Origin of the sequence: Exiguobacterium sp. s194, assembly GCF_018618275.1 — a bacterium.
Classification (GTDB): Bacteria; Bacillota; Bacilli; order Exiguobacteriales; family Exiguobacteriaceae; genus Exiguobacterium; species Exiguobacterium chiriqhucha.
The window spans coordinates 79,300-100,710 of the sequence record NZ_JACSLT010000003.1 but is presented as its reverse complement, the minus strand read 5'-3'; the positions used below and the strand labels follow the sequence as shown (position 1 = coordinate 100,710).

Annotated in this window: 24 protein-coding genes and 1 riboswitch; of the genes, 11 read left to right on the top strand and 13 right to left on the bottom strand. The window is 53.5% G+C overall.

Going from position 1 to position 21,411, the window contains the following annotated elements; all coding sequences use genetic code 11:
- Positions 1-138 precede the first annotated feature (138 nt).
- The 3 genes from KNP85_RS04365 to KNP85_RS04355 are packed head-to-tail and all read right to left on the bottom strand — an operon-like array spanning position 139 to position 3,501.
- A complete protein-coding gene (locus tag KNP85_RS04365; RefSeq protein ID WP_214801560.1) occupies positions 139-1,257 on the bottom strand; it encodes a DUF418 domain-containing protein in 1,119 nt (372 codons plus the stop codon).
- Positions 1,258-1,278: 21 nt separating this feature from the next.
- Positions 1,279-2,832 carry an ABC-F family ATP-binding cassette domain-containing protein gene (locus KNP85_RS04360; RefSeq protein ID WP_021068083.1) on the bottom strand — a complete coding sequence of 518 codons (1,554 nt, stop codon included), beginning with the start codon at positions 2,830-2,832 and terminating at the stop codon, positions 1,279-1,281.
- Between the two features lie 60 nt (positions 2,833-2,892).
- On the bottom strand, positions 2,893-3,501 hold the full coding sequence (locus KNP85_RS04355) for an NAD(P)-dependent oxidoreductase (protein ID WP_214801557.1): 609 nt from the start codon (positions 3,499-3,501) through the stop codon (positions 2,893-2,895).
- Between the two features lie 131 nt (positions 3,502-3,632).
- A riboswitch (purine riboswitch) is annotated at positions 3,633-3,734 on the top strand.
- A gap of 77 nt (positions 3,735-3,811) precedes the next feature.
- On the opposite strand from KNP85_RS04355, the gene KNP85_RS04350 reads away from it, so the two are divergent.
- The 4 genes from KNP85_RS04350 to KNP85_RS04335 are packed head-to-tail and all read left to right on the top strand — an operon-like array spanning position 3,812 to position 6,766.
- The gene (locus KNP85_RS04350; RefSeq protein WP_214801554.1) at positions 3,812-4,393 is read left to right on the top strand and encodes a xanthine phosphoribosyltransferase; all 582 of its coding nucleotides are present in this window, start codon (positions 3,812-3,814) and stop codon (positions 4,391-4,393) included.
- A complete protein-coding gene (locus KNP85_RS04345) occupies positions 4,390-5,694 on the top strand; it encodes a nucleobase:cation symporter-2 family protein (protein WP_029596283.1) in 1,305 nt (434 codons plus the stop codon). The genes KNP85_RS04350 and KNP85_RS04345 overlap by 4 nt, the downstream gene beginning before the upstream one ends.
- A 35-nt stretch (positions 5,695-5,729) precedes the next feature.
- Positions 5,730-6,377, top strand: a complete 648-nt coding sequence (locus tag KNP85_RS04340) for an NAD(P)H-binding protein (protein WP_029596282.1) — start codon at positions 5,730-5,732, stop codon at positions 6,375-6,377.
- Positions 6,374-6,766, top strand: coding sequence for an RDD family protein (locus KNP85_RS04335; protein ID WP_058765436.1), 393 nt, complete (start codon positions 6,374-6,376; stop codon positions 6,764-6,766). Before KNP85_RS04340 ends, KNP85_RS04335 begins: the two co-directional genes overlap by 4 nt.
- 22 nt (positions 6,767-6,788) lie before the next feature.
- Here KNP85_RS04335 and KNP85_RS04330 read toward each other — a convergent pair whose 3' ends face one another.
- Entirely contained in the window at positions 6,789-8,054 is a 1,266-nt protein-coding gene (locus KNP85_RS04330) for a purine/pyrimidine permease (RefSeq protein ID WP_029596280.1), read from the bottom strand.
- Between the two features lie 75 nt (positions 8,055-8,129).
- On the opposite strand from KNP85_RS04330, the gene KNP85_RS04325 reads away from it, so the two are divergent.
- A complete protein-coding gene (locus KNP85_RS04325; protein ID WP_214801551.1) occupies positions 8,130-8,834 on the top strand; it encodes an alpha/beta hydrolase in 705 nt (234 codons plus the stop codon).
- 34 nt (positions 8,835-8,868) lie between these two features.
- Here KNP85_RS04325 and KNP85_RS04320 read toward each other — a convergent pair whose 3' ends face one another.
- The 3 genes from KNP85_RS04320 to KNP85_RS04310 form a co-directional block, all read right to left on the bottom strand.
- A complete protein-coding gene (locus tag KNP85_RS04320; RefSeq protein ID WP_251136219.1) occupies positions 8,869-10,050 on the bottom strand; it encodes an MFS transporter in 1,182 nt (393 codons plus the stop codon).
- A gap of 116 nt (positions 10,051-10,166) precedes the next feature.
- Positions 10,167-10,958 carry an endonuclease/exonuclease/phosphatase family protein gene (locus KNP85_RS04315; protein ID WP_214801545.1) on the bottom strand — a complete coding sequence of 264 codons (792 nt, stop codon included), beginning with the start codon at positions 10,956-10,958 and terminating at the stop codon, positions 10,167-10,169.
- A gap of 52 nt (positions 10,959-11,010) precedes the next feature.
- Positions 11,011-12,639, bottom strand: a complete 1,629-nt coding sequence (locus KNP85_RS04310) for a PTS transporter subunit IIBC (protein WP_058765444.1) — start codon at positions 12,637-12,639, stop codon at positions 11,011-11,013.
- Between the two features lie 221 nt (positions 12,640-12,860).
- Between KNP85_RS04310 and KNP85_RS04305 the strand changes: the two genes are divergently transcribed.
- The 3 genes from KNP85_RS04305 to KNP85_RS04295 all read left to right on the top strand — a co-directional run bounded on the left by KNP85_RS04305 (position 12,861) and on the right by KNP85_RS04295 (position 14,728).
- On the top strand, positions 12,861-13,625 hold the full coding sequence (locus KNP85_RS04305) for a TrmH family RNA methyltransferase (protein ID WP_214801543.1): 765 nt from the start codon (positions 12,861-12,863) through the stop codon (positions 13,623-13,625).
- Entirely contained in the window at positions 13,597-14,139 is a 543-nt protein-coding gene (locus KNP85_RS04300; protein WP_214801540.1) for a GNAT family N-acetyltransferase, read from the top strand. The genes KNP85_RS04305 and KNP85_RS04300 overlap by 29 nt, the downstream gene beginning before the upstream one ends.
- Positions 14,140-14,230: 91 nt before the next feature.
- Positions 14,231-14,728, top strand: a complete 498-nt coding sequence (locus KNP85_RS04295) for a hypothetical protein (protein WP_251136218.1) — start codon at positions 14,231-14,233, stop codon at positions 14,726-14,728.
- A gap of 187 nt (positions 14,729-14,915) precedes the next feature.
- Here KNP85_RS04295 and KNP85_RS04290 read toward each other — a convergent pair whose 3' ends face one another.
- Positions 14,916-15,461, bottom strand: coding sequence for a hypothetical protein (locus tag KNP85_RS04290; protein WP_251136217.1), 546 nt, complete (start codon positions 15,459-15,461; stop codon positions 14,916-14,918).
- 79 nt (positions 15,462-15,540) lie between these two features.
- Between KNP85_RS04290 and KNP85_RS04285 the strand changes: the two genes are divergently transcribed.
- Entirely contained in the window at positions 15,541-16,197 is a 657-nt protein-coding gene (locus KNP85_RS04285; protein WP_214801536.1) for a TVP38/TMEM64 family protein, read from the top strand.
- 29 nt (positions 16,198-16,226) lie between these two features.
- Here KNP85_RS04285 and queF read toward each other — a convergent pair whose 3' ends face one another.
- From queF to queC, 4 genes are read right to left on the bottom strand one after another with little or no spacing between them, the layout of a single operon-like run.
- Positions 16,227-16,715, bottom strand: a complete 489-nt coding sequence (gene queF / locus KNP85_RS04280) for a preQ(1) synthase (protein ID WP_021068099.1) — start codon at positions 16,713-16,715, stop codon at positions 16,227-16,229.
- 11 nt (positions 16,716-16,726) lie between these two features.
- A complete protein-coding gene (gene queE / locus KNP85_RS04275; protein WP_251136216.1) occupies positions 16,727-17,422 on the bottom strand; it encodes a 7-carboxy-7-deazaguanine synthase QueE in 696 nt (231 codons plus the stop codon).
- Positions 17,422-17,877 carry a 6-carboxytetrahydropterin synthase QueD gene (queD, locus tag KNP85_RS04270; protein ID WP_214801529.1) on the bottom strand — a complete coding sequence of 152 codons (456 nt, stop codon included), beginning with the start codon at positions 17,875-17,877 and terminating at the stop codon, positions 17,422-17,424. The genes queE and queD overlap by 1 nt, the downstream gene beginning before the upstream one ends.
- On the bottom strand, positions 17,874-18,518 hold the full coding sequence (gene queC / locus KNP85_RS04265) for a 7-cyano-7-deazaguanine synthase QueC (RefSeq protein ID WP_214801526.1): 645 nt from the start codon (positions 18,516-18,518) through the stop codon (positions 17,874-17,876). Before queC ends, queD begins: the two co-directional genes overlap by 4 nt.
- Before the next feature lie 208 nt (positions 18,519-18,726).
- Between queC and nhaC the strand changes: the two genes are divergently transcribed.
- Positions 18,727-20,103 carry a Na+/H+ antiporter NhaC gene (gene nhaC, locus KNP85_RS04260; RefSeq protein WP_021068103.1) on the top strand — a complete coding sequence of 459 codons (1,377 nt, stop codon included), beginning with the start codon at positions 18,727-18,729 and terminating at the stop codon, positions 20,101-20,103.
- A gap of 60 nt (positions 20,104-20,163) precedes the next feature.
- On the opposite strand, the gene KNP85_RS04255 is transcribed toward nhaC, so the two are convergent.
- A complete protein-coding gene (locus KNP85_RS04255; protein ID WP_214801523.1) occupies positions 20,164-20,637 on the bottom strand; it encodes an NUDIX hydrolase in 474 nt (157 codons plus the stop codon).
- 124 nt (positions 20,638-20,761) lie between these two features.
- Here KNP85_RS04255 and KNP85_RS04250 point away from each other — a divergent pair, with 124 nt between their 5' ends.
- Positions 20,762-21,352 (top strand): DNA-3-methyladenine glycosylase, encoded by a 591-nt coding sequence (locus KNP85_RS04250; protein ID WP_214801520.1) that lies wholly within the window; start codon positions 20,762-20,764, stop codon positions 21,350-21,352.
- Positions 21,353-21,411: the final 59 nt, after the last annotated feature.

Below are 21,411 nucleotides of genomic sequence, written 5' to 3'. Positions count from 1 at the left end.
GCATGGACGTCCTGTCGATCGACTGGGCGTTCATTTTTTGTTTTATAACGAACAAGGCTCGAAGCGTCTGCTTCGAGCCTTGTTCGCATATATATTGTCAGGATTTCGTAATCACGAACAGCATGAACCGGCGTCCCTCTAGTTGGATTGTCTTCCATATGTTCCGATGCGCCATAACTTCTCGAACGGACCATATCGATGCGATTTGAGCCACCACATCGAGAAGAACGCTTGGGCAATCAAAATTGCGATGCTTAAGAACAATCCTTCCGTCAACGACAGGCGACCGTAGTAGCCGAGGGCGATGACCGGCAGGACGACGACGAGCGTGTGCGTCAAATAGTTCGTCAGCGCCATACGGCCGAGCGCCTGCAGTGGACGAAATGCGCGCCCGTTACGGACGGCAATCGTAAAGAGACAGACGTACGTCGTCGCGAGCAGTTTCCCAGAGACGAGGACAGCCGCAGAGTTCGTCGCCGAATACTCGGCACCGCTACCGTAGTGATGCCAAATAATGACTGCGAAGAACGGTATGGCCGCTATCGTACAGATGATGGCCGTCCGTGTCAATCCTCGGATGCTCCACGTGAGGAGTTTCCGTTCCCGTCCGATATAAAGTCCGAACAAGAACAGGCTTAGAATTTCAACCCCGACAAAAAATGAGTTTTGGAACATGTCAAAAATCTCTTCGTCTAAGCGATAGTCGAACCATGGGCCGAATCCAGAATTAAAGATTGCCGGGAAAGGATCACCACTAAACCTAAATCCGAGCGATAATTCTAAGTACATGGATGAGACATAGAAGAGTAAAAAGCTCCCAATCAACAAACTCCATGCCCATGTCAAAATCGCCCGGTTGCTTAATCCATAAAACAGTGGGAGCAACAAGCCCCACATCGCGTACGTATGTAAGATGTCACCCGACCAAATGGCCAGGTGAACGAGTCCGAATAGAAACAAAATCACGATACGGCGGATATAACGGGCGACCGAGTCCCCGCGCGCATACGAGCGCTCGAGAAAAATCGAGAAGCCGATTCCGAACAAGAGCGAGAAAATCGTGTAAAACTTCGTCTGGACGAACAAATCGAATAGCGTCCGAACGAGTAAATCGCTCCCCGCATAGTCGGCGCGACCGGAAATCCAGTCGCTTCCGAGCATTGTGGGGATGTTGACGAGAAAGATGCCGCATAGGGCAAACCCTCGAATGATGTCATATAGAACGATACGTTCGTTTACTTGAATCGGGCCAGCCATACGCCACTTCCTCTACACGGATTAGAATACTTTTGTCGTCCACGATTCGCAGTTCCAGACGTCGGTGACGATGTCTTGATAGAACTCCGGTTCGTGACTGATGAGTAGGATACTGCCTTTATATTCTTTCAACGCGCGCTTCAACTCTTCCTTTGCGTCGACGTCCAAGTGGTTCGTCGGCTCATCGAGGAGGAGCAAGTTCGATTCGTTGTTTTGGAGCTTACAGAGACGGACCTTCGCCTTCTCTCCACCACTGAGGACCGCGATTTTACTCTCGATATGCTTCGTCATGAGACCGCATTTCGCGAGCATGGCACGGACTTGTTGCTGGTTGAGTGATGGGAACTCGCTCCAAATCTCTTCGATACATGTGTTGTTGCTGACGGCCGCTTCTTGTTCGAAGTACCCAATCTCCAAGAACTCACCGCGTTCGACGGTTCCTTCAAGCGGGTTGATCATGCCAAGAAGGCTCTTCAACAGTGTCGTCTTCCCGATCCCGTTCGCACCGACGAGGGCAATCTTCTGACCGCGCTCCATTTGGAGGTCGAGTGGTCGTGAGAGCGGCTCATCATAACCGATGACGAGATTTTTGGCGTCAAAGATGAGACGACCTGACGTGCGTGCCTGCAAGAACCGGAACTCTGGTTTTGGACGTTCCGCACTCAGTTCGATGACGTCCATCTTATCGAGTTTTTTCTGGCGCGACATCGCCATGTTCCGCGTCGAGACGCGTGCCTTGTTGCGGGCGACGAAGTCTTTCAAGTCGGCGATTTCTGCCTGCTGGCGTTTATAAGCCGATTCAAGCTGCGAGCGTTTCATCTCGTACACTTCCATGAACTTGTCGTAGTCCCCGACATAGCGTGACAAGTCTTGGTTCTCCATATGGTAAACCAAGTTGATGACGCTGTTTAAGAACGGGATATCGTGCGAAATCAAGATGAAGGCGTTGTCGTAGTTCTGGAGATAACGCTTCAACCACTCGATGTGGGCCTCGTCCAAATAGTTGGTCGGCTCATCGAGGAGAAGGATGTCCGGCTTCTCGAGAAGCAATTTCGCGAGCAATACTTTCGTCCGCTGACCACCTGAGAGGTCCGTGACGTCACGGTCGAGTCCGACATCTAAAATACCGAGACCGCGTGCGACTTCTTCGACTTTCGCGTCGATGATATAGAAGTCGTTCGAATCGAGCATTTCCTGCAGTTCGCCGACTTCGGCGAGCATGTCGTCCATCTGTTCAGGCGTCGCATCGCCCATTTCCATGTAGAGCTCACCGATTCGTGTTTCGGTGTCAATCAAGTATTGGAATGCGCTCTTTAACACGTCCCGAATCGTCATCCCACGCTCGAGGACAGCGTGCTGGTCGAGGTAACCGACACGGACGTTTTTCGCCCACTCGATTTTGCCTTCGTCCGGTTGGAGCTTACGTGTGATGATGTTCATGAACGTTGATTTTCCTTCACCGTTCGCTCCGATGAGGCCGATGTGTTCGCCTTTCAATAGACGGAAAGACACGTCGTTCAAAATGGCGCGGTCACCGAAACCGTGGCTCAAGTTTTGTACTGTTAATATACTCATATTTCTTATTCGTTCCCTTCAAAGTTGACTATCCGATATTGTAGCATGGATTCAAAAAAATTAGTACGCCAGTCCGACTGATTGGCGGATGAAGAGTTGGTCTTCAACGGCGTTCAGCATGAACTGGGCGACATCGGCCCGTGAAATCTGTTTTCCGTTGTCTGGAATGCTGTCGATAGACGTTCGATACACCGAGGTCCGGGGACCGTCCGTCAATTGCATCGGCCGCACAATCGTGTAATCGAACGACGAGTTGCGCCATAAATCGACCGCGGCCCGGTGATCACGGAGCGGTTTCCGAAGCATGAACGTGACGACCGTGCCGGCGATACCTGGAATCTCTTTGTCGATTCCGGCCGAGGCGAGATAGACGACCCGACTGATGGCGTTTGCTTTCAGCGCCGGGACGAGTGCGTCGGTGACGCGGGCCAAGAAGTCCGAATCGCTCAAGTCGGTCCCGAGACAGCTGATGACGGCGTCATGACCAGCGAGGGCATCTGTCAAAGCGGCGCTGTCTGTGACGTCGCCTTCGATGATTTCAAGTTGCGGGGTCGGAATCAATTTTTTCTGTTCCCGTACGAAAGCGGTCACATGATGACCATGCTCGATGGCTTGATCGACAAACTGATGACCGGTCCGACCGGTGGCACCTAAAACGAATAGCTTCATAATGGATGTGGCTCCTCTCGTTTTTCCAGTATCTTTAGTATACAGCAGTTTCAGAAAAATCGAACTTTTAGCCGTCTTTTCCAAAACGGGTTGCAATTTATAAAATATCGTCTAGAATAAGTCCTATCTTATATAAATAAAAGATTCGCACTCGTATATCCGTGAGAATATGGCTCACAAGTCTCTACCGAACCACCGTAAATGGTTCGACTACGGGTGACGCTTGTCGTGTGCATTCGTTTTGTTTCCATGCGGTTCGTCGTCCCCGGGTTGGGGTGACGAATCGCATTTTTTTATTGGAGGGAAAACAATGAAGCAATTAGAAGACAAAATCAGAGATGAAGGGCAAGCGTTGTCCGAACACGTATTGAAAGTCGATGCCTTCTTGAACCATCAAGTTGATCCTGTCTTGATGCAGGCGATTGGTCGTGAGTTCGCGGACCGGTTCCGTGACGCGGGAATCGATCGTATCGTCACATTGGAATCGAGCGGAATCGCCCCAGCCATGATGACGGCGCTTGAGATGGACATCCCGTTCGTCTTTGCCCGTAAACGTAAATCACTTACGCTCCAAGACGATCTCGTCGAAGCGGATGTTTACTCGTTCACGAAACAAGAGACGAACCGCATCAGTTTGAGCCGTCGCTTCGTCCAACCTGGGGAGCGCGTGCTCGTCATCGATGACTTCCTCGCCAACGGGGAAGCCGCACTCGGTTTGACGCAACTCGTCGAATCCGCCGGTGCGGTCGTCGCCGGTGTCGGCATCGTCATCGAGAAGTCGTTCCAACCGGGACGGGACAAGTTGCTCGAGCGAGGCTATCAAGTCGAGTCACTAGCCCGAATTGCCAAGCTTGAAGCAGGTGAGATTTCCTTCGTGGAGGTGGTCCGATGAATACGTTTAAGACAGCCAGCCTTGGTTTCCAACACTTACTCGCCATGTACACGGGCGCGGCCATCGTCCCGCTCATCGTCGGTGGTGCCATCGGACTCGGTCCGACGGAACTCGCGTATCTCGTCGCCATCGATTTGTTCATGTGTGGTGTCGCGACGCTGTTGCAAGTCTGGACGACTCGTTTCACCGGTGTCGGTCTGCCAGTCGTACTCGGTTGTACGTTCACCGCGGTCGGTCCGATGATTGCCATCGGTAGTTCGAGCGGCATCACCGCCATCTATGGGGCACTCATCGCGAGCGGAATCATTGTCATCTTAATTTCAGGCTTTGTCGGGAAACTGGCTCGCTTCTTCCCGCCGGTCGTGCTCGGCTCGGTCGTGACGATTATCGGTCTCTCGCTCATCCCAGTCGCTGTCAATGATATCGGCGGTGGGATGCCAGGTGAGCCTGGCTTCGCTTCGATGCAAAACTTGGCGCTCGGTGGCTTGACCATCGGTTTGATTCTCGTCTTGAACCGAATCGGTACCGTGTTCACGCGCGCGGCCGCTGTCTTGTTTGCGGTCTTGATCGGTACAGGGGTCGCCGCGTTCCTCGGTCTCGTCGATTTCAGTCCGGTCCGTGAGGCCGGTTGGTTCCAAATGGTACAACCGTTCTACTTCGGGATGCCGACGTTTGACGTCTCGGCCATCCTCGTCATGACGCTCGTGGCCATCATCTCGATGATTGAATCGACCGGTGTCTTCTTAGCATTGAGCGATATCACGAAAAAACCGATTGGCTCGAACGAGTTGACGAAAGGGTATCGGGCCGAGGGTGTGGCAACGATTCTCGGAGGGATTTTCAACAGCTTCCCGTACACGACGTTCAGTCAAAACGTCGGTCTCGTCCAATTGTCAGGCGTCAAATCACGTCGCGTCATCTTCTGGACGAGCGGTCTGTTGATTTTGCTGGGCTTCTTGCCGAAAGTCGCGACGTTCACGACATTGATCCCGAAACCGGTTCTCGGCGGGGCGATGCTCGTCATGTTCGGCACGGTCGCCGCGTCAGGGATTCGGATTTTGAGCCAAGTTGATTTTGCGAAAAATGAGAACTTGATTACAATCGCCTTGTCGATCGGTGTCGGGCTTGGCATCACGGCCAACCCGGCCATCGTCGCAAATATGCCGGAAGCGGTGCAGTTGTTCACGGACAGTGCCATCGTCGCCGGATCGTTCACTGCCTTGTTATTGAACGGGTTCTTCCGACTCGTCGACCGGTTCCGTCCGGCCGAGGTCGTTGCCGATAACCGGCAAGTCAGCTAGACTGAAAGGAACTACGTAACTAGGGGGGAACAAGCATGGGGAAAACTGCACTTGTCGTTGGCGCCACCGGATTGATTGGACGCGAACTCGTCGAACAGTTGCTCGAACAAGAACGGTATGATCAAGTCTGGATAATCGTCCGCCGCTCGAAACGATGGAGTCATCCGAAACTGCATGAAGTCGTCGGATTCGAAGAGATGGACGAGGCGTTGCCGCACATTGATGACGTCTACTGCGCACTTGGGACGACGATTGCCGTCGCTGGTTCACGTCAGGCGTTCAAACATGTCGATCTCGACTTGCCGCTTGAAGTGGCACGTGTCGCGAAACGACACGGGGCGACACGTTACGCCGTCGTCTCGGCACAAGGCGCGTCACTTCGGTCACCTTTCTTCTACAACCGGGTGAAAGGGGAGCTCGAGAACGGGCTCAAAGTGTTTGGCTTCGAACACTTGATTATCGCCCGTCCGTCGCTCTTGCTCGGGGATCGAGAGGAGTTCCGTCTCGGCGAGAAAGCAGCCGAGGTCGTCAGCCGTCCGCTCCAACCGTTATTGCTCGATAAATTACCAGATGCTGCACCGATTCAAGCGCTCCATGTGGCGCGCGCGTTGATTATGGCCGCGGAAGAAGGACAAGGCATCGAAGTATTGACGTCTGGCATGATGCAGAGGATGAGCCAATGAACCCATTAACGAAGAAACGGACCAAAGCCGTCTTGATTGACGGTGTCATTGCCGGATTGCTAAGTTTTGGTGTCGAGCAGCTCGTCCGCAAGAAAGTGAAGAGCGAGTTCGTCCACGTCGTCATCACGCCGACACTCATCGCCTACGCGCTCGAGGCATGTCAGATGCGCCGTGGCGGACAGACGCTCGGGTATAAGCTGATGGGTCTCGAGTTGAAAAATGACGATGGGACACCGGTGACGGCCGAGCAGGCGTTCAAACGAGCACTGCACCGCGATACGCGTTCGATTGTCACCTACGTCAAGGACCGCGCACACTTCGAGGCCGAAGACGGTGCCGTCTTGCCGCACGACGCTGCGTTCCATATGCACGTAACCGAAAAAAACTGACCTCACGCGAGGTCAGTTTTTTTTAGTCTTTGATACGGCTGAGGATGGCTGTCGTCAAGGCGACGATTGTTCCGAGGACGAGTCCGTTCGAGAACACGGTCGCCAAGAGCGGCGGCAAATCGTTCATCGCCCCAGGTGGGAGCAACATCGCGCCGGCCCCAATCACAAGTGGAAGACCGACAGTGAGTGACGCCGTCTTTTGGTTCAATTCGAACGCTGCCTCGTTAATCCCGATGATAATCATCGTCGCGATGAGCGGGGTGACGATGGCGTATCCGACGGCGGCTGGGATGCTCGCGATTAGCGAGACGAACGGACCGATGAGGGCGAGCACCATCATCACAGCATGGGCCACGAGATGGGGTGAGCGATGAACGCTCTCCGTCGAGGATAAGAAACCAGCCGTTCCAGAGATGGCGACCGGTCCCGGTGTCCCAAACATGCCCGCCACCATTTGACTGATCCCACTGACGACACCAGATGCCGGGACGTTGCCTTCGATTTGACGCTTCTCACGCGAGCTGACGATGCGTTCAATCAATTTGATATTGGCAAGGACGTTCGTCATGAGAAGGAGCGTGATGACGAACGCAGTCGGAAGCAAGTTCCAATCCCACACCCACGTTCCGAACGGGAACAGTTCAGGAACAAGGAAGAATGACTCGGAACGGACAATCGGGTTGCCGAGTCCGAGCAAGTTGAACAACCAAAATCCGGCGATGAGCGTCATGACGAGTCCATACTGTTTGAACCGGCTACGCTCGAGTGTGAGCGCGAACAACACGAGACCGGCCGTCGCGACGGCTTGAACGATGTTAATGCCGTCCTCGGTCACGCCAAAGCCGCCTTTGATGACGGCACCCGACAGTTGCAGGACGAGCAGAATCATATAGACCCCGAGCACTTGCGGGGTGAACAACGACAGCATCCGTCGCAACAGGCCGGTGACAGTCATGACGACACCGAGCACACCACTTAAGAACAACATGAAACCGAGCGCTTGGAGCGTCTCTTGTCCGCTCCCATAAAGTGCTGGACCGATGGAGGCATAGAGTGTGAACACACCCCACCAAATCCCGGCTGGTCCTTCTAAGATGGGCAGGCGGTGGCCGAGAAGCGTCTGGATGATGCTGAAGAGTGCGAAGACGAACAGTGAACGTGAGATGAACGTCATCGTCTCGCCTGGCGACAGTTCAAATAGGGCAGCGATCGAGAGCGGTGGTACAATGTTTGTAGCTAAAATAAAAATAAACCACTGAATCGTCGTGGTTACAGAACTTTTGGTCATGGTGTCCCCCTGGTATTTCCCTTTTTTAATATTAGTGTACCGTGACGGGGAAGTGGATGCAAATGGAGGTATATAATGAAGAAAAAACTGAAGTGGATTGGCCTCGGCCTATTAGGAGTCATCTTGGTCGCCATCATCGGCTTCCTCGTGTGGACGCAACTGACGTACGGACCGACGGAAGAAGCGCGCGGTTACGCGGCTGAGGCGACGAAAGTGGACAATCGACTCGAGTTCGGGCAGACGGACAGCGAGGTTGGGTTCATCCTGTATCCTGGGGCGAAAGTCGAGAAAGAGGCGTACGCTTACTATGGCACCAGACTGGCAGAGGAAGGTGTCTTCGTCGCCATCCCATCGTTGCGCTTGAATCTCGGGATAGCAGATATCGATGCTGCGGAGACGATTATCGCCGCCCATCCAGACATCGAACGTTGGGTCGTCGGCGGTCATTCACTCGGCGGTTCGGCGGCGTCCGGTTATGCGCTCGAACACGAGGAGCAAGTCGAGGGGGTCATCTTCCTCGCATCGTATCCGATCAGTACGATGGCGGATAGCAATTTGCGTGTTTTGTCCGTCTCCGGGGAGATTGACGGTCTGGCCACACCAGCTGATATCGAGGCGAGCCGTGACAACGTCCCGGATGACGCCGTCTTCTATCAAATCAAAGACGGCAATCACGCCAACTTCGGGATGTACGGCCCGCAAGACGGGGATAACGATAGTCCGCTCAGCGCCAAAGAGCAACTCGACGAGACGATTGACCAAATTATCGAGTGGCTCTAAAAAACAGCGTGCCCACATCATGGGGCACGCTGTTTTAACGTTGGTCGAGCTGATGACTGACCGCGGTCAATAAGGCGGTCACGAGCGCGACGGCGCCGGCGACGAGGGCGAGCGTCATCACGGGTGCGTTGGCATAGACAAGACCACCGAGCGCCGAGCCCATCCCGATGCCGACATTACTTGCGACCGGCATGAGCGATGACGCCAGTCCTTTAGCGTCCGGATTGAACTTCTCGGCCAAGTCGATCAAGTAGATTTGCGTCGATGTCGTCAGTAGAATCGCCATGAACGACATGAGTGCGATATTGATTAGACCGAGCGTCACGTTCGACGTCGTCACATACAAGGCCGCCAAGACGAGCGCTTGGATGAGAAAGACGAACCGGAGACGTCCAATCGGATTATGGCTGGCGATTTTCCCGGCCGCCATATTGCTGAAGATGGAGATGAACCCGTAAGCAAACAGGATTGGGCTAATCCAGGCGACCGGGACGCCGAGTACACCTTTCAAAATCGGGACGAGATACGTATAGACGACGTACGTCGCGCCGAAGCCGAACGCCGGGATGAAGAACGCGATTAAAATCCGCGGGTTCGTCAGTAGGCGCAACTGATCGGCAATCGACGTCTTGACGCTCGTCAACTGACTCGGGACGACACGGTAGACGGCGAAGAGCGCGATGACACCTAAGGCGGTCGTCAACAGGAACGTCGTCTCCCATCCGGCCCGTTGGCCGATGAACGTGCCGAGCGGGACACCGAATACGTTCGCCATCGTAAAGCCACCGAAAATGAACGAGACGGCAATCCCGCGCTTCCCGGTCGGCACTGATTCACTGGCGACGAGCATGGCGAGCGAGATGAGCACACCCGTCACGACGGCGGTCATCATCCGGAGGACGAGCAATATCCCGTACGTTGGAGCGAGGCTACTAAACAAATTGAAGACGATGAACGCAGCGGTGAGTGTGAGCATCAGTTTTCGTTTCGGCAAATGGCTTGTGAACGACATCGTTAGTGGTGTTCCAATAGCGAAGGTGATCGCGAACGCCGAGACGAGCGTTCCGGCCGTGGCAATCGAAATCGATAGGCCATCGGCGATATCGGGTAAAATCCCGACGATGACAAATTCACTCGTGCCGAGCACGAACGTGAGCAAGGCGAGCGATAAGATAAGCGTCCAGTCGGTCCGACTGAGCGATGGGGTAGTCGTCAAAATAAAATCACTTCTTTCGTTCAAGGTTGTTAGACTTCAGTCGTTTTCAACCATACAGGATTTCCACGCAAAGCAAAACCCTTTTCCCTTCCGTGAGGAAAAGAAAAGGGTACCATTTACCGCCAAAATGCCGTTGCTTCGACACCGGCATGATCCGAGACGAGCGGACCGTTCTCGCCATCAAAGACGACGGCATGGCGTGAGACGTGGATCGGGGCGTTCGTCAGCATCAAGTCGATGCGAAGCGCCTGCTTGTTCTCGTCCCAGCCGGCAATCTTGCCTTGGACGGTCGCATCGCCTTCACGCTCGGTCGCCAAATGGAACAAATCTTGGAGACCGTGCTCAATCAAGTAATCGTACCCTTCGCCACGGATGAAGGCGTCGTTATTGAAGTCACCGAGCAGCAAGGCGCGGTCGTCGTCCTCTACGCGGCGCAACAGTTCATCGAGCTGATGGCGCACCGGTTCATCGGCATCATGCCACCAACCGAGGTGACAGGAGTAAATCGCCGTCGGCGCGTCCATGCCGTCCACGACCGCCTTGACGATTTTCCGAGATTTGTAATCGTTCGGGTCGGTCGTCTGGGAGACGAAGAACGATTCGGTCGATACGAACGGGGTGCGCGACAAAATGGCGACGCCTTCTTCGTAGATATCATAGCCATAATGGGCGAAGTCCCACGTCATGTAGTAATCGACGCCTTGCTCTTTCAAACGCTCGACGAGCACGTAGGCGAAGTTGTTCTCTCGAATCAAGCCGTCGATGAGCGGGGCTTCTTTATGTTGATTCACTTCTTGGAGTGCGATGATGTCATATTCCTCGCTCGCGATTCGTTCGACGATCGAGTCGATTTTCTCTTGTTGACGGTCCTCTAACCAGGCGTGACAGTTCAGCGTTAAAATATTCACGATAGTCCTCCTTTAGAAAAAACAGGCCAACTCGTACGAGCTGGCCTGTTGATTATGCACCGATGACGTCTTGAATATCTGACTTCAATACGTCGGCTTTCGGGCCGTAGATTGCTTGGACACCGCGGTCTTTCAAGATGAGACCCATGGCGCCGTTCTTTTTCCATTCGCTCTCTTCTGAGACGAGCGACATATCTTTGACTGTGACACGGAGACGCGTCATGCAGGCATCGACGTCCTCGATGTTCTCTTCCCCACCGAGTAGAGCGATAATCCCCATGACCTGTTCGTTGCCTGTCACGTTCGATTTCTCTGTCACTTCTTCCATATAGTTCCCGTTACGACCTGGCGTCGGAAGGTTCATCTTCTTGATGAAGAAGTTGAACACACCGAAGTTCAAGAAGAAGAAGGCAGCCGAGACGAGGAAGAAGTTAATCAAGTCTTGCAAGAGTCCCGCTTTGACAATCATCGGGATGCGTGTGAGCAATTCAATCGCACCGAACGCGTGGACACGAAGGTCGATGACATCTGCTAAAGCGAAGGCGGCACCGGCCATGAGCGCGTAGACGACGTAAAGGACTGGAGCGACGAACATGAACATGAATTCGATTGGTTCTGTGACACCCGTCAAGAAGACGGCGAGACCAGCCGACAAGAACATCGGTTTGTATTGTGCTTTCTTGTCTTCGTCGACGTTGCGGTACATCGCGTAAGCAGCACCGATCAAGGCAGCGAATGACAAGATGACTTGACCGACTTTGAAGCGGGCCGGTACGACGTCAGCAAGCAAGGCGTTGTAAGCGGCTGTATCACCAGCGGCGCGAAGGTTAACGAGGTCAGTGACCCAAGCCAACCAGAGCGGATCTTGACCCGCAACGACCGAACCAGCTGTCGCACCTGTCAAAATCGTGTACGTGCCACCGAGCTCCGTGTAGTTCATCGGCACAGTGAGCATATGGTGAAGGCCGAACGGCAAGAGGAGACGTTCGAGCGCACCGTAGATGAACGGCGCGAGGACTGGTGCCGTGTTGCGTGATGTGGCAATCCATTCACCGAAGCTGTTGAGCGCGCCTTGAATCGTCGGCCAAATGATTGACAACGCGATGGCGGCAACGACCGAACCGAGGATGACGACGAATGGCACGAAGCGCTTCCCGTTGAAGAACGAGAGGGCGTTCGGCAATTTGTTGAAGTTATAGAACTTGTTATAAAGGGCTCCACCGAGGAAACCAGCGATAATCCCGACGAACACGCCCATGTTGAGAGCTGGTGAACCGAGTACAGATGTGAAGTAGTCGGCGACGACAAGGTCGGCTCCGAAGAGAGACTGGACTGTCGCTTCCGGGTCTTGGAGCATCGTTCCATTGACGGCAAAGATGGCGCCTGTGACGCGGTTAATCAAAATGAAGGCGATCAGTGCAGCGAAGGCACCGCCGGCTTTATCTTTCGCCCACGAGCCACCGATGGCGACTGCGAACAAGATATGCAAGTTGACGATGATTCCCCAACCGAGATCTTCAATGATGCGAGCCGTCGTGAGCAAGATGCTGACGTCTCCGGCTGACATGCCAATCAATTTACCGATCGAGATCATGAGACCTGCGGCCGGCATGACGGCGATGACGACCATTAAGGCCTTGCCGAGTTTCTGCCAAAAGTCGAACGAGATGAGTTGTTTCATGTGATACGCTTCCTTCCTATACGGAACTTTTTATCTGTCTATGGCGACTGTCAATGCAATCGCTTGCATAGATGATTGTAATCGATTGCATAACTTTGTGCAACCGTTTTCCTAATTTTCATAGAATTTCATAATTGAAACCAATTTGGCTCGTTTCTCACCTAACTTGTCAGTCGGAACGAATCTCGCTACAATACTAGAGGTTGAAAGGGGCGAGAACGATGGGATGGAGACAGACGACATCGGCATTATCAAAAGAAGAGCAGACGGCCATGCTTGAGGAGTTGTTGCAATCGGGCCTGTTATTAGAAGAAGACCGACTGCTATATAGCATGTTGATGCCAGACCGGGTCAAACGGATGCAAGAAGTGTTGGAGTTACGGACGAACCATATCACGATTTTGACAGAAGGGGTCGATGATCCGCACAATCAGTCGGCCGTGCTCCGTTCGGCGGACGCGTTCGGTGTCCAGACGTTGCACGTTGTCGAAGGGCGGGCTAAGTTCAAACCGAACTCGATTATCGCCAAGAGCGCCGATCGGTGGGTCGACGTGGTCGAACATCCTTCGATCGAGGATGCGATTGATCGGTTGAAGGCGGACGGTTACCAAGTGCTCGCGACGGCACTCAGTGAAGAAGCGGTCCCACTCGAGGATATCGACGTGTCAAAACCGACCGTGCTCTTGTTCGGGAATGAACATCACGGCGTATCGGAACGGGCGCTCGCCAAAGCGGACGGCAATTACTTGATTCCGATGCAAGGATACGTCCAAAGTTTGAACATCTCGGTCGCTGCCGCCATCTCGTTGTACGATGTGACGACGCGGGCGCGCCACGTCGTGACGGAAGGCTATGGACTGAAGGCGAAAGACAAGCAACGCATCTTAAAAAATTGGATGGTGAAGAGCCTTCCGAAGCGGTCGCTCGGCGTGTATAAGCAAAAAGGTTTGACCGCTTTTGCGCGCGAGACAGGAAAAACGGAGTAAACGGCGAAAGGTACAGGCGTACGAACAACTTGTCCATATTCGGAAAGGGGATGGAAAGATGAGTACGACCAGTTCATTTATCGTGAAAGATGTGACGACGCATTTCAAAGACTATGAAGAGGAATTCTTTAACCTGTACCGAACGCTTTACGGGGACATCGATCAACTGCGTTTTAAAGAACGGCTGTATCGCCATGCGAACCCGCTCGTGTTGCTTGCGTTTTCAGACGAGCGTCTCGTCGGGTTCAAAATCGGTTACGAGGCCGAGCCATATCGCTTCTATAGCTGGGCCGGCGGCGTCCACCCTGAGTTTCAAAAGCATGGCATCGGCCGCAAGCTGATGGATACGCAACTCGAGTGGGTGAAAGCGCAAGGGTTCCATTCGATTCGAACGAAAGCCCGTAACACGAACAAAGGGGTCATCATCTTGAACCTGTTGTGTGGCTACGACATCATGGGGGCGTATACAGAGGATAACGAGCCTCGCATCATGATGGAGAAACAATTGAACTGACCGAAAAGCCGTGGCGCATGCCGCGGTTTTTTTGTGGGCATGAAACCAAATGGGGCCGCATCCGTATTATAGAAAAAAAGGGGGAGACATCATGGTCCATGCGTTTGCATTTGGAGAAGAAGTATACATCGATTCGACGGGGATGGGGGATTCGTTTTTCGAAGGGATGTTCGGTATCTTCCCGATTGTAATCATTAGTATCATCGGATTGTTTTTGTTCGCCGTGATGGCAGGCATCCGTAATCAAGTGAAGACGAATAGTATCTTGAAAGACATGCAACGGTTCGCCTCCGATTTAGCCGACCATCCGAGTGATGAATCGGCGAATCGGCTCGCCGACTATTTGCGGGACGTGACCTCGTTCCCGGTGCATCGCACACAGATGGAGCCGTTTCGGGTCGCGCTCGGGAGCTATCAGTTGGTCATGGAGTCGCCGCACGTACACGACGAGACGAAAGAGCGGATTGACCGCCAATATAAACGGCTCGGCATTTTGGACGGGGAAAAGTTCGCCGACGAGCCGGCACCGCGCCGCCGTTCAAGCTCGCATCATCACAATCATCATGACCATCATAATCACCACATGTGAAAAACGCGCCAGGGAATGTTCCCCGGCGCGTTTTCGGCGCACTTGAATCGTATCTGGTTAGGAACGAGTGACAAGTAAAGGTGTCATCGGTCATCGGTAATTGGTTGGTCCATGGCCGTATGCTCATCCTAGACGTAGGAACAAGTGGTGGCGCCAATCCTTGACCCGGAGTCTCACCGGGCCAAGGTCACATGTAACGACTCGGGTCAAAGTCAATCTCCGTTCGATAGTTGGCCGCGTTGATGGCGTTTGAGATGCGGTTCGCCCGCTTCTCGACGTCAATCGCTTTCAAGCGATATAGCTCCGGATCGTAGAGTGCATGCTTGATGACGGCAGTCCCTTCACCAAAACCGTATTGAAACTCGCGCTTCGGACGCTCGGATAGTTCTTGATACATGCGGGCCTGAGCACGTAGTTGAATCGCGAACTCAATGGCCTCGACGAGCGGGAGTGGCCCGTCGTGCGTCTCGATTACCGTCTTCAAGTTCGCCTCATAAACGAGACGATCGAGACAACGCATATCTCGACGAATCGACTCGAGTTCGACTTCGATATCCTCGAGTGAGCGCGATTGAATCGTCGGGAGCGGCTCGTCTTTCTCGAGTTCGATGAACGCGACGCGCTCGACTTCTTCTAACAATTTATCAATCTGCTTATGGAGCAGGCTCTTCAGTTTGATGGCATCTGCCAAGTACATAGGGATTCCTCCTTCTGCTTTTTCTAACCGTACCATAATGTGACTCCTAAAAAAAGGAAGGCGTTACTTTTTCGAGACGAGGCGATATGATGAAAGAAAGAGAGGAGGGCGACCGATGAACAAGTGGAAAACGCAATGGATGATTGCCATCGTCTTGGTCGTGTTCGGGACGGCGATGTTCCTCTATCAATGGATCGATTTGCGACCAGCGGAGATTCAGGATTATATCGTTCAATTCGGTTGGCTCGCCCCGCTCGTCTATATCATCCTGTTCACGTTTCGTCCGCTTATCCTGTTTCCGACGTCCGTCCTATCTGTCGCCGGCGGCTTGGCGTTCGGGACGTTCGCCGGCGTTGTCTATACGGTCATCGGGGCCACACTCAGCGCGCTCGTCGCGTATTACGTGGCGATTCGCTTTGGCGACCGCTTTTTGCATCATTTCGAAGCGAGCAGCTATGAGAAGCTCCAACATAAAATCGAAGAGGACGGGTTCTTTTACGTTTTGATTTTACGCCTGATTCCGCTCGTCAACTTTGACTTGGTCAGTTATGCCTCCGGGCTGGCGAAAGTGCGACTCCCGGCATACGTGCTCGCGACGACGGTCGGCATGATTCCGGGGGCGTTCGCCAACAACTTCCTCGGCAGCAGTATCGCGAGTGGAGACTTTAAGATGATCATCCTCGCCCTCGTCGTCTTAGTCGTCCTGACGCTCGTTGCAACCGTGTTCCGCGAACCGATTAAACGACAAATTAATCGCTATAAAAAGAAGTAGGCGCTCAACGGGAGCGCCTACTTTTTGATTTATCGGTTGTCGACTGTCTCAGGATACAAGTCGTGATTGAACAAACGATGTTCAGCCATTCTTTCGTATTTCGTGCCCGGTTTTCCGTAGTTGTAGTACGGGTCGATCGAGATGCCGCCGCGGGGCGTGAACTTGCCCCACACTTCGAGATAACGTGGCTCCATCAACTTGACGAGGTCTTTCCCGATGACGTTGATGCAGTTTTCGTGGAAATCGCCGTGGTTGCGGAAGCTGAACAAGTACAACTTGAGCGATTTCGACTCGACGAGCTTCTCGTCCGGGATGTATGAGATGTAAATCGTCGCGAAGTCCGGTTGATTCGTGATCGGGCAGAGTGACGTGAACTCTGGGGCGTTGAACTTCACGAAGTAGTCGTTCTCCGGGTGACGGTTCGGGAACGCCTCGAGGACGTCCGGTGCGTATTCAAAAATGTATGGGACGCTCTTCTGTCCGAGGAGCGACAAGTCTTGTAAGTCTTCTGGTCTCATAGGTATTCTCCTTAGACGCCACGTTCGTTGGCGTACAGTAATGTGTGCAGTTGTGGCAGGACACGGACGCTTTGCCATGACGGGTCACGGGCTACGTCCTCCCACAGTTCTTTTAAGCGACGGAGCTGGGCGTCGGTGATGTCACCGTCCGCACCGGGCTCAGGATTGCCGGCCGATAAGTACATGACGTCCGGGGTGTAGCGCGTCTGGACCGATTTCGCATAGGCGAGGTCAATCTCGTCGAAGACGGCGACTTTGAACGTTGTCTGTTCGGGACGTAGCCGTTCGACGATGGCGTCGAGTTTCTCCCAGTCGGTCGTCATGCCGGAAGACGGTGGTTTCGGACTGAGCGTCACGTCGTCGATGTCAGCGAGCCAATCCTGATAGCGACTGCCTTGCGTCTCGACGGCGAGTTTGACGTCACGCGCCTTCAGTTTCGTCACCAAGTCTTTCATCGCAGCGATGAGGAGCGGGTTGCCGCCCGAGATGGTGACATAGTCGTACACGCCGAGCGCGTCGAGCCGTTCGATGATTTCGTCGGCTGTGAGCATGTCAGGTTTTTCTGAGCCGTCCCAAGTGAAGGCGGAGTCGCACCACGAACAGCGATAATCGCAACCGGCGGTCCGGACGAACATCGTCTTTTGCCCGATGGCGCGGCCTTCCCCTTGAAACGTCGGGCCGAACACTTCGAGGACAGGGATTTTCATCAGTCCACCAACCATTCGCGGCGGAACTCGGCGTACGAGGTCGGCGTCTCGTACAGTTTGACGAATTCGACGCGGACGTCGCGCTCGTCAGGCAAGTGCTTGGCGAGCTGTTCGAAAATCCAGTAGCACATGTTTTCGGCAGTCGTATTCATATAAGGTAACGACTCATTCAAATAACGATGGTCGAGGTATGGTTCGAGTTCTTCTTTAAAGATGGCTTTTAAATCACCAAAGTCGAGCGTCATGCCACGGTTATCGAGAAAACCGCTGATGCCCATTTGCAATTTATACGTATGTCCGTGCAGCGCGCGGCATTTGCCGTTGTAATCGAACAAATGATGGGCGGCATCGAATGTCACTTCTTTGACGATTTGGACGCGGTGCGGACAGTAGATGAGCGAGCCGTCTTGTTTAGCTTCGACACTCGTCGGGGCGAGGAATGGAGCGTTCTTCATACGCGCACCTCCTCATAAGCGGCGAGGCCGTTTTGACGGAGTACGCAAGCCGGGCATTCGCCACAGCCTGATCCAAGGATGCCGTTATAGCACGTGAGCGTCCGTTCTTTGACGTAATCGAACGCACCGAGTCGGTCCGCGAGTTCCCACGTCTGTTTTTTGTCGAGCCACATGAGCGGTGTATCGATGACGAACGGATAGTCCATCGCCAAGTTGAGCGTCACGTTCAAGGATTTGACGAACTGGTCCCGGCAATCCGGATAACCTGAGAAGTCGGTCTCACACACGCCGGTGACGATGTGATGCATACCGAGCTGTTTGGCCATGACGGCCGCAAAGGATAAGAATAAGTGATTGCGTCCATCGACGAACGTGTTTGGGACGTCCGCATTGTCGATGTCGAGATCATGTCTCGTCAACGCGTTAGAGGTGAGTTGTCCGAGTAAGGACAAATCGAGGATGTGGTGCGGGACATCGAGTTCGGACGCAATTTCTTTTGCGACCTCGATTTCCGCGTCATGGCGTTGCCCGTAGGCGAACGTCACCGCTTCCACATGAGAGAATTGTTGTTTTGCCCAAAATAGGCAGGTGGTTGAATCTTGACCGCCGCTAAAGACGACCAATGCTTTTTCGTGTTGCAACGTGCACACTTCCTTTTTCGCTAGTTTTGATGTCGGAGGAGGTTACGAACTCCGGAGGTCACCCTCGAGCGTTTACTTTACCATAAAAAGACGTTTGACAGGGAAAAGAGAAGCAGGTATAGTAAAGAACATCACTGAAACACTTTCGCGCATAAAAGCGTTTAAGCGGTTAGGTAGAAAATAATGGAACTGAAAGGAGGGGACGTCGATGCAGATGAAAGGAAAAGAGGCTGTATTCGTCGTGCTGATGAGCGGTATTTCCCTGCTCGCACTGATGTTTTTGGCCAAAGCGACGCCACATATGGCGATCTTTGGCACAATGGTATTAATAGGGGGTTACGCGTATTATCGGACGCGTGATTTCAAACGAATTGAAGCGGCGATGATTAGCGGGATTCGTGAAGCCATCATGCCGGTCTTGATTTTACTGTTGATCGGGATGTTGATTGGCGTATGGCAAATGTCTGGCACGGTGGCGACAATCCTCTCCATCGGTTTAGATACAATTTCAGCACAATGGTTCTTGCCGAGCGTCCTGCTCATCACGATGATCGTCTCGTCGTTCACGGGTAGTGCCTTCACGACAGTCGGTACGGTCGGGGTCGCCTTGTTCGGAATCGGGATGGCGCTCGGGATCTCTCCGGCGCTCGCGGCCGGGGCCATCGTTTCGGGTGCACTCTTCGGTGACAAGATGAGTCCGCTATCGGATACGACGAACTTCGCACCGGCCGTGGCTGGTGTCAAACTGTTCGACCATATCCGCTTTATGATGGGGACGACCGTACCGGCCATCCTCATCACCCTCGTCTTGTTCACGCTTCTCGGTCGGAGCGGTCAAGCGGCGGATACGACGCAAATCGCTGAAGCGCAGGCAGCACTCGCTGGACGATTCAACTTGTCATGGTTGACGCTACTCGCGCCGGTTCTCGTCGCGGTGCTTGCGTTCCGTCGCATGCCGGTCTTGCCGACGATGCTCGTCGGGATGTTCGCCGGAGTGTTGACAGCTGGTTTCGTTCAAGGCAACTGGAACGTCACAAACTGGTTCGGTGTCATGCAGGCCGGGTTCAAGTCGGGTGTCGAGAACGAGACGATTGCAGCTGTGCTCGATCGTGGCGGACTCGAGTCGATGCTCTGGTCGGTCAGTCTCGTCTTGATTGCGCTCGCGTTCGGTGGCTTGCTCCGTGAGCTCGGCGTATTCCAAGCAATCGTCGATGCGTTGCTCGAACGATTGAAATCACCAGGCAGCTCGGTGTTGTCGGTCGTCCTCAGCTCGATTGGCGTCAACTTGCTCGCGGGCGAACAGTACTTGTCAATCTTGCTCCCAGGTCAAGCGTTCAAGCAAGGGTTCATCGATCGCGGCATCGATCCCCGTTACTTGTCACGTGCCCTCGAAGACGGTGGGACGGTCATCAACCCGCTCATCCCATGGGGCGTGTCGGGTGCGTTCTTCGCGGCCACGCTCGGGGTGCCGGTGCTTGAATACGCACCATTCGCCTTCTTCCTCTGGCTCAGCCCGATTTTCTCGATTATTCTCGGATATGTGAAGTTGGGAAAGCAGCGTGAGACGATGCGAATCGCATCTTAATCGAATCACTCAAAAAAACCATCCAGGACAATTAGCTGTCCTGGATGGTTTTTGAGTGTCTCAGATAAAAGAGTTCTCGAGTTGCCATAACGCATCCCCGAACTGGTCGATGAGCGCCTGAGCCCTCGATTCGATGTCCGATGGCAAATCAGCTCTTGAGAAATACTGCAAGTCCAGACTTTCTCCGTCGTTCATGGCCAACGTCCCTTGCACGTGCTTCGCATGGAAGAGGTTGATGACACTATGCGTCTCGTCCCCGTTCGGATACTTGAAGTAAAACTTTGGTCCCGAACAGACACCGACGAGTTCAAATTGATTGGTTTCAAGACCAGTCTCTTCATTCAATTCACGAGCGGCCACTTCTTCTAACGTCTCGTTCAACTCCATCGATCCCCCGGGCAATCCCCAATCATTCGTATCGGAACGATGTTGAAACAGCAACTCATGATTGTCATTCAAGACGAGCACGGTCGCCCCGACACTGATGAGCGGCCTGCTCCCGACTGTCTGTCTTAACTCTAATAGATACCCCACCTTGTTTCGCCTCACTTTCTCGTATGTCATATAGTTCGGCTCTCATCATGAAATCCCTTTGATCAGAAAAGGCATCTTCTTTGTGTCACCCCGTCTTCATTTGAGAAAATAAACCGAAGGAGGGATGACGATGAAACGACTCGATTTATCATTTTACGAGCAACCGACGCTCGAACTCGCCCGGTCACTACTCGGTCATTATCTCGTCCACGATCATCTCGACGGTCAGATTGTCGGCAAAATCGTTGAGACGGAGGCCTATCTAGGTGCCGTCGATCGGGCGGCCCATAGCTTCGGCGGCAGACGGACGAATCGGACCGAGGTCATGTTCGGGATGCCGGGACACGTCTATACGTATCAGATGCACACGCATACACTCTTGAACGTCGTGAGCGGTCCGGTCGGCACGCCGGAAGCCGTCCTCATCCGAGCCATCGAGCCGATTGAAGGACAGGCGATTATCGACATGCATCGTCCTGGCATCAAACGGTTCGATCAGACGAACGGTCCTGGGAAACTGACGAAAGCGCTCGGGATCACGATGGACCTGTATGGGCATTCGCTCCAACATGAACCGCTCTATATCGTCGAAGGGGACGTCATTCCAGACATCGAGGCCGGTCCGCGCATCGGCATTCCTAACACGGGTGAAGCGCGTGACTATCCGTATCGTTTCTTTGAACGCTCGAATCCGTACGTCTCCAAGTTTCGCTGAATGTTTATGCTCCGGTTAGGTGTGGAACACTCCCTATGTGCATAAAAATAATGAGGGAG